Below are 12,402 nucleotides of genomic sequence, written 5' to 3'. Positions count from 1 at the left end.
CTTAATCTCCTAAAGTTATTTTCATTTTTTTAATGTCTTTGAGGGCTGTATTGGCACGGACACTTTGTTTCTTGACCGTTTTGCCACTACCTTCCCACTCGACTTCTATATTGAGCCATTTGGCCAATGTTTGCACATTTTCATCTGTCCAGCCGTACATATCAGGCATTTCTTCGACCTTATCAGACAGGATCAAGATCTGCTGATTGGCTTCCAAATTATCTCCTTCAGAAACCGAGAGTTCCTTGATCTTGGTTCCTGTTCCGATAACGATTGGTTGGACAAGGTTACGACGCAATTCCTCTGCTAGGTCACCCGGAGTAAAGTCCTTGGTAGCTGGCATGGCATAGCTTGTTGTCTTGCTGACCTGATCCAAGCTCTTGGCAGTTGACTGAAGATTGAGGGATTCTTTCATGGCAGAAGCTCGCTCAAGGATTGGGTTGGCAAACTCTCCCAGCTGAACACCTGAATAATGCTCTGGCTGTTGCACCGTTACATAGAGAATAAAGTCAGGATTCTCAGCAGGATGCATCGACACAACGGAGAAGATATAGTTGGTTTCACCTGTTAGGTAGCCCCCATTCTTCTCATCAGCAATCTGAGCAGTTCCTGATTTGAGGGCAACATTCTGACCTGGAACATTGACATTAGGCTTTCCTGTGCTATGGTTGTACATGGTACCATAGACAGGATCTGTTCCGACCATGACCATGTGATCCCGAGTAGAGGATGCTGCCGCTTTTGATACAGGATTTCCGACGATTTCCTTTTGAGACTTACGGACAGACTGGTCATTTGGGTCATAGAGGGCGCTGATAAATTTTGGCTCCAACATAACCCCATCGTTGGCAATGGCTGTAAAAGCACGTAGCATCTGGGTCTGCGTTACAGAAATCCCCTGACCAAATGCACTCATGGCAATATTAACAATATTATCTGCAGGCAATTGACCTGAATACTCATCAGTCAGACCAAAACGCGTCGGCACCCCAAACTTAAAGCGATTGAGATAATCCAACCAAGTAGCATCTCCCATTTTTTGTTCAAGTAGACTCATTCCAACATTACTGGAGTGAGCGAAACCTTGTGAGAAAGTCATCATCCCACCAGTAGTCAAACCATCATTAACATCCCAATCTCGAATCGTCGCATCCGCTATTTTTAATTCACTGCTATTGAAGTATTCTCCACCTGGGAAGGTATTGTTATCAATAGAAGAAGCTAACGTCATGACCTTCATGGCTGATCCTGGTTCATAGTTACTTTGATAAAGAATATCACGCCAAACAAAGTCCTTAGTGATTCCTTCCTTAGTATCGGCATCAAAGGTTGGTCGTTGCGTTGTTGCGAGAATTTCCCCTGTTTTGGCACTGACCAAGGTCGCCGTCATGTACTTGCCTTTTACCTTTTCCTGAAAGGCATCCATCTGGGTTTCCATAAAGGATTGCAAGGGACTAGAAAGGGTTGTGTAGACATCTTTTCCATCTACCGTTTGTTGGGAAGCCTGATCTGTACCCGGAACAATATTTCCCAGACGATCTTTCTCATAGGTGATGATCCCATCTGTACCCGCCAGAATGTTATTTAAAGAACTCTCCAATCCAGATGTCCCAATCAAACGTTTGGTGCCATCCTCATTTTCATGGAGTTGCGCTAAACCGATAAAGGAAGAAGCAAACTGTCCATTGGGATAACTGCGGTTAGGGCTAGTTGTAAAGTCAATCCCCTCAACGCCAGCAGTTTTTAGGTCATTTTTAATAGCCATCATATTGGCATAGGTGATCCCATTTCCCTTGGTACCAAAGGATACCTGTTTTAGATCTGGTTGAGAAAGCTGTTCTTTGACATAAGACTCTTCCATATCTAGGTATTTATGGAAAATCTCAGCTACCTTATTAAATTGAGAATCCTCTACATAGAGAATTTTGCCTGTTGCTGACTTGTAGGTCTTGTCAATAACGGCATAGATATTATACGAAGTCGCATCCTCAGCAATAGGCGTTCCATTACGATCGTAGATGGTTCCCCGTTTGGCTGGGATGGTCTTGGTTGTTTGATGGACCTTGTTTGCTTCTTGAACCAAGTCCTTACCAAATTTTTTACCCGTTCCGATAATGACCGCAAAGTTGACCAAAAAGACAGCGAAGAGTATGACAGCCAATAAACTCAGGCTTTTCCCTACTCTTCGGCGGTTTTCTTCTGGAGATTTACGGTTACGAACGGCATAACGGATGATTTTTTCTTTCCACTGTTTCATTTCTTACTCCGCTGCTCGGATATTTTCGTTATTCAACTGCAAATCCTTAGAGTTTGCAATCTCTTTCAAACGTTCTGAACGAATCAATTCATTGACCTCTTGCTTGGCATCGTCTAGCTCTGTTTTCTTTTCTTCGATTTGAGCATTGACCTTAGTTAATTCATTCTGAACTTGTAATAGCTTGGTCTGCATAAACACAACGCTAATTGCCAGGATAATCATTGTTGCAGCAATCGAAACATAGAAGGCCTTTTCCACACGTGAAAAACCTTTAAACTTCGTTTGCAATAACTGGCTTGTTTTTTCGATTCTTTCTGCCATGTTTTTCCTCTTACTTGTGAATTTTTCTAGCCACGCGCAACTTAGCTGAATGCGAACGGTTGTTGGCTTCTAGCTCTTCAGCACTTGGCAAGATTGGCTTGCGGGATACCAATTCCATCTTGGGCTTAAGGTCATCTGGAATGAAGGGCAAGCCTTTGGGAACTTCCACTGTTGAAGCTTCTTTAAATAGTTGCTTGGTCAAGCGGTCTTCCAGCGAATGGAAGGTAATGACCGAGATTCTCCCATCCAGAGCCAGCATGTCCATAGCCTGCTGGATGGATTCATCTGCTGCACCCAGCTCATCATTGACTTCGATTCGGATAGCCTGGAAAATCTGCTTGGCAGGGTGCCCCTTTTTCTTGAGTTCCTTGGCAGGCTTGGCAGACTTGATAATCTCTGCCAACTCCGTCGTCGTCTCAATTGGTTTCACCTCACGCGCTTGCTCAATCTTACGAGCAATCTGTTTAGAAAACTTATCCTCACCATACTTGAAAAAGATCCGAACCAAGTCATGATAGTCATAATGATTGACCACCTCATAGGCCGTCAGACTAGCTTCCTGATTCATCCGCATATCCAGTGGCGCATCCTTTTTATAAGAAAAGCCACGCTCACGCTGATCCAGCTGAGGACTGGACACTCCCAAGTCATAACAAATTCCATCAATTTCCTGGACACCAGCCTCCTGCAAACGTGCCTGCAAATGACGGAAGTTATCCTTGATAAAGGTTACCATCCCCTTTTCGATATAGGGTGCCAACCTTTTTTGCGCATTGTCAATGGCATTCTGGTCCTGGTCAAAGGCATAGAGATGCCCTTTTTCGCTCAATTTACTTAATAAATATTCGCTATGGCCTGCTCCGCCTAAGGTCGCATCAACGTAGGTACCGTCAGGTTTTACGTCAAGCATATCAATCGTTTCATGAAGCAAGACCGTTACATGATGAAATTCTTTTGTCATATCCTATCTATTTTACCACAAATCTGACCAGCTTGCACTTGTCAGACAAGGCTAAGTTTCTTCGAAAAAAATTCTCAAAAATATGTCATATATACTTGACATCTCATCCCCAAAAGAATATAATATAGTCAAATATATACGACATATCAGAAAGGAGACTCTATGAATCGTGTGAAAGAATTCCGCAAGGAACTGGGCATTTCCCAGCTCGAGCTCGCCAAAGATATCGGTGTCTCGAGACAGACCATCAACATGATTGAAAATGACAAGTACAATCCAACCCTAGAACTCTGTCTCAACCTCGCCCGCAGCCTCCAAACTGACCTCAATAGCCTCTTTTGGGAAGACGATTTTTAAAAAAGGAGCAAACAAATGAAAAAAGAAACTCTCACTGACAAACTCATCAAACGCACATATGGCATTTCTGGCCCCCTTGACGAACACAAACGGCGCGAGGCCGATCGTATCGGGAATCAGGTCTTTATCGTTCTCTTTTATCTCATGATATTTGGCAACCTCATTCCCTTTGTCCTTGCTTATAAATACCCACAAATTGTCGCTATCGGCTATCCTCTCGTGGTGTTTGGCATTTCGATGATGGCTGCCCTCTATGTGGTCTCTCAAACCAAGAAAACGGGCATCACAGCTATTGATCCCGAAATGTTAAGTAAGAAAGAAAGTAAACAACTGCATTTTCCTGGTCTAAAAGCGGGCCTAATCTATGGAATAGCGATATTTTTTATAATGCCACTCATCGATACCCTAACCAGTGAAAATCCAAATTTCATCAGTTCTCTTCTGAATTCAAAACATATTTTAAAAACGATACTGGGAGCGTTCTTTTTTGGACTGATGATGCAAATTATCGTCTCTCTTCGCATTCAAAAAGCAAAGAAAGACCAAGAAGACGACTAGGAGGTGCCTTATGAAATCACTAGCTAGACTACTGATCAGTCATGTTTTTATCAGTATCTTTGTTACCTTTTTCCTACTTTCTGGACATATTGAGCATCCTTTCTTGATTATCTTTCTTTTATTCCTTCCTGTATTGAACAAGGGACAGAGATTCCAGAAAATCCAATCAAAAAAAATACGTCTTCTAAACGCATCTCTCTGTTTTATCCTCGTATCCTTTCCACAACTTTTAACAAATCCTAGGGATTGGAGATACCTGGTATTTCTAATAATCTGTATCATTTTTAGTTTGGTTTACTTCTATACTCTCTATCAACTCTTTAAAGAAGTCAATCAAAAATCGCTCATTTAGGAGATTACTCCCATGAAAAAAGAAGATCTCACCACTCGCTTACTCAAACTATTCTTTCACATACAAGGGCCTTTTGATGAATGCCGTCAAGAGATGATTTACAAGGCTTGTGCCCGTGCCTTGATCCAAATCGTTTACTCCTCCCTCCTACTCTTCTTGTTCTATCTCCTATTTGGACGCTTCATAGAGTTGGTTCGAGATGCCATGCCCTACCTCTATTTTGGACTTATCTTCGTCCTCGCATCTAGGGCGAGACTAGCAGTTCGCAACTTACATTTAGACAAGGATGACCCGTCCGAAATCCATCACAAAAGCTACAGCAAAAGCCAAATCAAAGTTCGTAGTTGGGGTGTATTCATCAGTATTCAGCTTGGTCTCTTCCTCTTACTAATCTTTCATAAACTCTTTGTTCAGCATCTTCCTCTCGACACCTTTTGGGACAATCTCTCCCAGTTCGATAAAATGCTCCCTTTACTAGTCTTGGGTTTAGGAATTGGAGCCATCTTTGGAACCATGACCTATGCCTTTTTATCGGAACACGAGGTGAAACACTCTGAATCAGGAATGCATAAGGAGAATATAGAAAAATGACTAGTATATATGATTTTTCCGTTTTGAACCAAAACAACCAAGCAACTCCCCTGGAGAGCTATCGTGGCAAGGTTCTCTTGATTGTCAACACTGCTACCGGATGTGGTTTAACGCCCCAGTACCAGGGACTTCAAGAACTCTATGAACGCTATCAAGATAAGGGCTTTGAAATCCTAGATTTCCCTTGCAATCAGTTTATGGGACAAGCACCCGGTAGCGCAGAGGAAATCAATAGTTTCTGTAGCCTATACTATCAGACCACTTTCCCTCGCTTTGCCAAGATCAAGGTCAACGGCAAGGAGGCTGATCCTCTTTATGTTTGGCTAAAAGACCAGAAATCTGGCCCGCTAGGAAAACGAATCGAATGGAATTTTGCTAAGTTTCTCATTGACCGAGATGGGCAAGTCCTTGAGCGCTTCTCTTCCAAAACAGACCCCCAAACCATCCAAGAGTCTCTTCAAAAAATACCCTAATTTCTTTTTATAACGTATCCTTTCATTTAGTTTGAGCCTTGAAAGGATGCGTTTTTTCTTTAAAAAGTAACTGATTTTCTTTAATTTATATTTATTTTTTTGCTTTTTGCCATTGCAATTCTTTTATTAATTTAGTATATTTGTTATATTAAAAGTTTTCAGTCATTTTAAGGGAGAAATGACCTTTTAAATTTTTTTATCTTAAAATGAAAGCGCTTTATACAAAGGAGGTAAGGTGGCTTACAAATTATCAGAGAGTTTTTCATTAAATCAAGTTGTAACCAAGTCAGACTTGGGCTCGGGCAGTAGCTGACTGCCTTTCTAAAAACTAGGAGTATATTATGAATCGATACCTTTTTGAAAAAGGGCAAACATTTAGCATTCGGAAGTTGACTGTAGGTGTGGCATCTGTTATCGTGGGACTGGCATTTTTTGCTTCTGGAATCGTGCGTGCAGACGAAACGTCTCCTGCCACGACATCCAATTTAGATCAGCAAATGAAACAAGTCGCAGATATAGAAGAGACCAAGGCTGAACCAGTCAAAGAAGAAGACCGTGTAGAAGCTGAAAAACAAGAAACACCTGTTGCAGATACTAACAGTGCTGACTTGCTCCCTGAAGACATTCAGGACCGTGCCTATCCAGACACACCTGTCAAAGAACTCGATACGACTACTATCGTTGACCAAAAAGCTAGTCCAACAGTAGAAACTAAGAGCATTCTAAAGGACAAGGAAGAAGCTCCAAAAGAATCTGAGAACGGAAACCGTGCCATCATTAACGGTGGACAAGACCTCAAACACATCAACTACGAGGGACAACCTGCTACTGCTGCTACTATGGTTTACAGCACTTACAATGCAGGGGAGCAACGCTACCTCGTTTCAGGCTCAGGTATCTTCGTAGCACCTAACCTGATCCTTACCGTTGCTCATAACTTCTTAGAGGCCAATAAAGAAACTGGCGAGGGTCACATTCGTGGTGGAAAATCTGCCCAGTTCTACTATAACGTTGGTTCAAACAGCGAAAAGAAAAACTCACTGCCATCTTCTGGAACTACGGTTTTATTCAGAGAAAAAGACATCCATTTCTGGAACAAGAAAGAGTTTGGAAAAGGCTATAAGAATGACCTTGCTCTTGTAGAAGCTCCTATTCCTCTTCCGATTGCTAGTCCAAACAAAGCAGCAACCTTTGCGCCTTTAGCGGAGCACAAGACGCATCAGCCGGGAGAAGCCATCAGTACGATTGGCTACCCAACTGACTCGAGCTCAAAAGAACTGAAACAACCTATCCTAGCTGGTCAGCTTTACAAGGCAGATGGGACCATCCGATCTGTTGAGTCCTATGATGATAAGGGAACGACTGGTATCACCTACAAAACCACTTCTGTATCTGGTTTGTCTGGTGGAGGGATTGTCGATAGCCAAGGAAAAGTTCTGGGTGTTCACCAACACGGAACCGTTGACAATGGTGTCGCTGAAAAGGATCGCTTTGGTGGCGGACTCGTCCTTTCACCTGAACAACTGAAATGGGTTAAGGACATGATTGCCAAGTATGGTGTGAAAGGCTGGTACCAAGGTGATAACGGAAATCGTTACTACTTTACTGATGAAGGACGTATGCTTCGGAATGAGAAAGCTGTGATCGGAGGCAACGAATATTCCTTTAACCAAGATGGTATTGCTACCTTGACCAAGGGAGTTGAGTACGGTCGTGTGGTTATCCAACACGAAGACGAAGAAGGAAATCCTGTCAAAGATAATGACACCTTTATCGAACAGACAGCTGTTGATTCGCCATTTGACTATAATTTCAAAAAAGAAATCGAGAAAACGGACTTCTACCAGAAGAATAAAGACAAATACGAAATTGTATCCATTGATGGCGTAGCAGTCAATAAACAGCTAAAAGATACTTGGACTGAAGATCACAATGTTGTCAGCAAAGCGCCTGCCGGTACACGTATCATCAAGGTAGTCTATAAAGTCAACAAAGGCACCTTCAAAGTTTACTACCGTCAAAAAGGAAGCACTACTGAACTAGCGGAAGCGACAGTTGATAACAATGACGGTCAAGAGTATGACGTTTCCTTTGTCAACACCTTCCATGCAAAAGACATTGCTGGCTACCGTCCAGTAAAAGCTAGCTTGGAAGCAAGGATCCAGCAAAAAGGTGTGAATGAGGTCGTCTTTGAATACGAGCCAGTCGCTGATACGGCTAATCCAACGACTCCGACTCCACCAGTCGCTCATCCAGAAGATAAAGAAACTGAGATTGGCAATCATGGACCTCTTCCAAGCAAGGCTCAACTCGATTACCACAAGGAAGAATTGGCAGCTTTCATCCACTACGGAATGAACACCTATACCAATTCTGAATGGGGTAATGGGAAAGAAGACCCTCGATACTTCAATCCAACCAACTTGGATACTGACCAGTGGATTCGCACTCTGAAGGAAACGGGCTTCAAACGAACCATTATGGTTGTTAAACACCACGACGGATTCGTTGCTTACCCATCTAAGTACACCAACCATACCGTAGCTGCTAGCCCATGGAAAGATGGAAAAGGTGACCTTCTCGAAGAAGTTTCCAAGTCTGCTAGCAAGTACGACATGAACATGGGGGTTTACCTATCACCATGGGATGCCAACCATCCAAAATACCATGTCGCAACCGAAAAAGAATACAACCAATACTATCTCAACCAGCTGAAAGAAATCCTTGGTAATCCGAAATACGGTAATAAAGGGAAATTTATCGAGGTTTGGATGGACGGTGCGCGTGGTAGCGGTGCCCAAAAAGTAACCTATACCTTTGATGAATGGTTCAAATACATCAAAGAAGCTGAAGGAGATATTGCTATCTTCTCTGCTCAACCGACAAGCGTTCGCTGGATTGGAAATGAACGGGGGATAGCAGGCGACCCTGTATGGCATAAAGTCAAAAGGGCCAACATCACAGACGATGTGAAAAACGAATACCTCAACCATGGTGACCCTGATGGTGATATGTACTCTGTAGGGGAAGCTGATGTTTCGATTCGTTCTGGCTGGTTCTATCATGACAATCAACAGCCGAAATCACTCAAAGAATTGATGGACATCTACTTCAAGTCTGTTGGTCGTGGAACCCCACTCCTTCTCAATATTCCACCAAATAAAGAAGGAAAATTTGCAGATGCAGATGTGGCTCGCTTGAAGGAATTCAAGGCAACCCTAGACCAAATGTATGCAACTGACTTTGCCAAAGGTGCCACTGTAACAGCAAGTTCTACTCGTCAAAACCACCTTTACAAGGAAAGCCACCTCACAGACGGTAAAGATGACACCAGCTGGGCGCTCTCAAATGATGCCACAACCGGTAGCTTTACAGTCGATTTGGGGCAAAAGAGACGCTTTGACGTCGTTGAACTCAAGGAAGACATCGCCAAAGGTCAACGTATCTCTGGTTTCAAGATTGAAGTCGAAATCAATGGACGTTGGGTGACATACGGCGAAGGTTCGACCGTTGGTTACCGTCGCTTGGTTCAAGGCAAGCCTGTAGAAGCACAAAAAATCCGTGTAACCATCACCGGTGCTCAAGCAACTCCAATCTTGACCAACTTCTCAGTCTACAAGACACCAAGTAGCATTGAAAAGACAGATGGCTACCCTCTTGGACTTGAATACCACTCAAACACAACGGCAGATACAGCTGGAACAACTTGGTACAATGAATCTGAAGGTGTTCGTGGCACTTCTATGTGGACCAATCAAAAAGATGCCAAAGTAAGCTATACCTTCACAGGAACCAAGGCCTATGTTGTCTCTACAGTCGATCCAGGTCACGGAGAAATGTCCGTCTACGTTGATGGTCAAAAGGTTGCAGATGTGCAAACTAAGAATGCTAGCCGTAAACGTAGCCAAAAAGTCTTTGAGACAGGCGATTTAGCACCAGGCCAACACACTATTACCCTCGTGAACAAAACAGGCGAACCAATTGCTACAGAAGGGATCTACACCCTAAACAATGATAGCAAGGGAATGTTTGAACTCGAGTCTACTAACTACGAAGTCGAAAAAGGAAAACCCGTCACTGTTAAGATTAAACGTGTTGGTGGAAGCAAGGGGGCTGCTACTGTTCGCTTCATCACAGAACCTGGAACTGGGGTTCACGGTAAAGTTTACCAAGATACAACTCAAGATGTGACCTTTAAAGATGGAGAAACAGAAAAGACTGTTACCATCCCAACGATTGACTTTACAGAACAGGCCGACTCTGTCTTTGACTTCAAAGCCAAGCTTACTTCTGTTTCTGATGGTGCCTTGCTCGGTTTTGCTACCGATGCAACCATCCAAGTGATGAAAGCTGAATTGCTGATCAAGGATCAAACAAGTTATGATGACCAAGCTAGTCAGTTGGATTACAGTCCTGGCTGGCACCATGAAACCAATTCCGCAGATAAATACCAAAAGACGGAGTCTTGGGCTTCCTTTGGTCGCTTAACTGATGAACAAAAGAAAAAGACAACCGTAACAGCTTACTTCTACGGTACTGGACTTGATATCAAGGGCTATGTTGATCCAAATCATGGTATCTACAAGGTATTCCTCGACGGCAAAGAAGTTCCTTACCAAGAGGGTATGGGAAATGCTTCAACTATTGATGGTAAGAAATACTTTAGCGGTCACGCTGCCCAACGCCAAGGCAATCAAACTCTGGTTAGCCTAAAAGGTCTGGACGAAAACTTGCACGCAGTCACCCTTCAACTCGATCCTGATCGAAACGATTTGTCTCGAAATATCGGTATCCAGGTAGACCAATTCATCACTCGTGGCGAAGGTAGCGAACTCTACAGCAAGGCAGATATCATCCAGTCTATCTCAAAATGGAAAGACGATCTGTCCAACTTTGATCCAGCAGGCTTGAAAAATACGGCTACTGCACGCCAAGCTTTCCAAGCAAATCTAGAAAAATTGAGAAACCAACTCAGTGCTGATGCAGTGGATGTTCAAGAAGTCATGTTGACAGTCAGTGCCCTACAAGATATCCTATCCAAGGACGAGAACTATCAAAGAGGCCAAGAGGAACCTAGTCCAGAGCAACCGGAACAACCAGAAGAACCTGAGAAACCTGACCAGCCTGAGCAACCAGCTGAACCAAAACAACCGGAAATTGAGTACGATAAGGCTATGGACAGCTTGACAAAAGCTATCGAGAAAAAAGTCGCTGAACTTGAATCCAACAAGGAAGCTAAGAAGAAATTGTTAGAAATTGCTGACCAAGCCATTGCTGCCATCCAAGAAGCTAAAACTCAGGAAGCAGTCAATCAAGCGCTAGAAACTGCTCTCGAACAAATCAACAAGCTCAAAGCAGCTCAGCCTGAAAAACCGGCGCAACCTGAACAACCTGCCGAGCCTGAGAATCCAGTTCAACCGGAAAAACCGGCGCAACCTGAGAAACCTACTGAGCCTGAAAAACCGGCGCAACCTGAGAAACCTGCTCAGCCTGAAAAACCTGCTCAGCCTGAGAAACCTGCTCAGCCTGAAAAGCCGGCTCAGCCTGAAAAGCCAGTTCAACCGGAAAAACCGGCGCAACCGGAACAACCCGCTCAACCGGAAAAGCCAGCTCAACCTGAGAAACCTGCTGAGCCTGAAAAACCAGCTCAGCCTGAAAATCCGACTCAACCGGAAAAACCTGCTCAACCGGAAACTCCAGCGCAACCTGAGAAACCTGCTCAGTCTGAAAATCCGACTCAACCGGAAAAACCTGCTGAGCCTGAAAAGCCAGTTCAGCCTGAAAAACCAACTCAACCGGAAACTCCGGCTCAGCCTGAAAAGCCAGCGCAACCTGAGAAACCGGCGCAACCGGAAAAACCAATTACTTCTTCAAGTCCTGAGGAAGGGGTTAAAGACCTTGTCTTTACACTTCCAAGCTTAGAAATCGTCAATAAGGTCGTACCGTTCAAGACGATTCGTCGCGAAAACCCACAATTAGACAAAGGAAAAGAACAAGTTCTATCAGAAGGGAAAGACGGTCTCTTAGTCGAGTATGTTGAAGTGGACGGTGACAATCGCAAGGTTCTCCAGACAGAAGCAACTCCAGCTCAAGATCGAGTGATTGAGGTAGGTAGCAAACAAAGCTCAGTTGGAACAGAAGCGCCACCGGTTGTGACCCTTCCTGAGTATGTTCTACCAAGAGAGACTGAAAAACCTGCGCCAGCCGTAACAGATAACTCATCATCAAAAGATGAAAAAGCTCCTGTTACAGCTACAATCAAAGAAGACAAGGAAAGACTACTCCCTGCAACTGGGGAACAAGAAGCAACTGCCTTCCTCTTCTTGGCAGCCATTACTTCTATCTTGTCTCTCCTCATTTTCCAAAAGAATTTCAAAGACTAATAACCCTCTTTGATTGATTCTTTCTAATTATTCAGTTCCCCCGTTGAGAAGACCATTTGGTCTTCTCTTTTTCTATCTGTAAAATTAAAAACATCCACAAATATACATGGATGTTTTGGTATGACTCTATAAAGTAAGATGATCATTGA

The 12,402-nt window shown here is 43.5% G+C and carries 9 protein-coding genes; 6 read left to right on the top strand and 3 right to left on the bottom strand.

The features are described 5' to 3' along the window. Position 1: 1 nt before the first annotated feature. From pbp2x to rsmH, 3 genes are read right to left on the bottom strand one after another with little or no spacing between them, the layout of a single operon-like run. Complete coding sequence (gene pbp2x / locus MP387_RS01455; RefSeq protein ID WP_125413317.1) at positions 2–2,257, bottom strand: penicillin-binding protein PBP2X; 2,256 nt, start codon at positions 2,255–2,257, stop codon at positions 2–4. A 3-nt stretch (positions 2,258–2,260) separates the two neighbouring features. Then, positions 2,261–2,578, bottom strand: a complete 318-nt coding sequence (gene ftsL, locus MP387_RS01450) for a cell division protein FtsL (RefSeq protein WP_000840795.1) — start codon at positions 2,576–2,578, stop codon at positions 2,261–2,263. A gap of 10 nt (positions 2,579–2,588) precedes the next feature. After that, the gene (gene rsmH, locus MP387_RS01445) at positions 2,589–3,539 is read right to left on the bottom strand and encodes a 16S rRNA (cytosine(1402)-N(4))-methyltransferase RsmH (RefSeq protein WP_000159431.1); all 951 of its coding nucleotides are present in this window, start codon (positions 3,537–3,539) and stop codon (positions 2,589–2,591) included. Positions 3,540–3,701: 162 nt separating this feature from the next. On the opposite strand from rsmH, the gene MP387_RS01440 reads away from it, so the two are divergent. The 6 genes from MP387_RS01440 to MP387_RS01415 all read left to right on the top strand — a co-directional run bounded on the left by MP387_RS01440 (position 3,702) and on the right by MP387_RS01415 (position 12,253). Then, entirely contained in the window at positions 3,702–3,896 is a 195-nt protein-coding gene (locus tag MP387_RS01440; protein WP_001082470.1) for a helix-turn-helix transcriptional regulator, read from the top strand. A 15-nt stretch (positions 3,897–3,911) separates the two neighbouring features. Continuing rightward, positions 3,912–4,454, top strand: coding sequence for a DUF3278 domain-containing protein (locus MP387_RS01435; RefSeq protein ID WP_139658336.1), 543 nt, complete (start codon positions 3,912–3,914; stop codon positions 4,452–4,454). Between the two features lie 10 nt (positions 4,455–4,464). Then, entirely contained in the window at positions 4,465–4,806 is a 342-nt protein-coding gene (locus MP387_RS01430; RefSeq protein WP_139658335.1) for a hypothetical protein, read from the top strand. Between the two features lie 12 nt (positions 4,807–4,818). Continuing rightward, entirely contained in the window at positions 4,819–5,397 is a 579-nt protein-coding gene (locus MP387_RS01425) for a DUF3278 domain-containing protein (protein WP_139658334.1), read from the top strand. Beyond that, positions 5,394–5,870 (top strand): glutathione peroxidase, encoded by a 477-nt coding sequence (locus MP387_RS01420; protein ID WP_242747162.1) that lies wholly within the window; start codon positions 5,394–5,396, stop codon positions 5,868–5,870. Before MP387_RS01425 ends, MP387_RS01420 begins: the two co-directional genes overlap by 4 nt. A gap of 341 nt (positions 5,871–6,211) precedes the next feature. After that, positions 6,212–12,253 carry an alpha-L-fucosidase gene (locus MP387_RS01415; RefSeq protein ID WP_242747154.1) on the top strand — a complete coding sequence of 2,014 codons (6,042 nt, stop codon included), beginning with the start codon at positions 6,212–6,214 and terminating at the stop codon, positions 12,251–12,253. Positions 12,254–12,402: the final 149 nt, after the last annotated feature.

Origin of the sequence: Streptococcus oralis, assembly GCF_022749195.1 — a bacterium.
GTDB lineage: Bacteria > Bacillota > Bacilli > Lactobacillales > Streptococcaceae > Streptococcus > Streptococcus oralis_CI.
This window is presented reverse-complemented; position numbering and strand designations above follow the sequence as displayed.

What these genes read in the sequence shown, in the direction of transcription:
- pbp2x (WP_125413317.1), bottom strand. Translation starts at nt 2,257, where the DNA reads ATGAAACAGTGGAAAGAAAAAATCATCCGTTATGCCGTTCGTAACCGT.
- ftsL (WP_000840795.1), bottom strand. Translation starts at nt 2,578, where the DNA reads ATGGCAGAAAGAATCGAAAAAACAAGCCAGTTATTGCAAACGAAGTTT.
- rsmH (WP_000159431.1), bottom strand. Translation starts at nt 3,539, where the DNA reads ATGACAAAAGAATTTCATCATGTAACGGTCTTGCTTCATGAAACGATT.
- MP387_RS01440 (WP_001082470.1), top strand. Translation starts at nt 3,702, where the DNA reads ATGAATCGTGTGAAAGAATTCCGCAAGGAACTGGGCATTTCCCAGCTC.
- MP387_RS01435 (WP_139658336.1), top strand. Translation starts at nt 3,912, where the DNA reads ATGAAAAAAGAAACTCTCACTGACAAACTCATCAAACGCACATATGGC.
- MP387_RS01430 (WP_139658335.1), top strand. Translation starts at nt 4,465, where the DNA reads ATGAAATCACTAGCTAGACTACTGATCAGTCATGTTTTTATCAGTATC.
- MP387_RS01425 (WP_139658334.1), top strand. Translation starts at nt 4,819, where the DNA reads ATGAAAAAAGAAGATCTCACCACTCGCTTACTCAAACTATTCTTTCAC.
- MP387_RS01420 (WP_242747162.1), top strand. Translation starts at nt 5,394, where the DNA reads ATGACTAGTATATATGATTTTTCCGTTTTGAACCAAAACAACCAAGCA.
- MP387_RS01415 (WP_242747154.1), top strand. Translation starts at nt 6,212, where the DNA reads ATGAATCGATACCTTTTTGAAAAAGGGCAAACATTTAGCATTCGGAAG.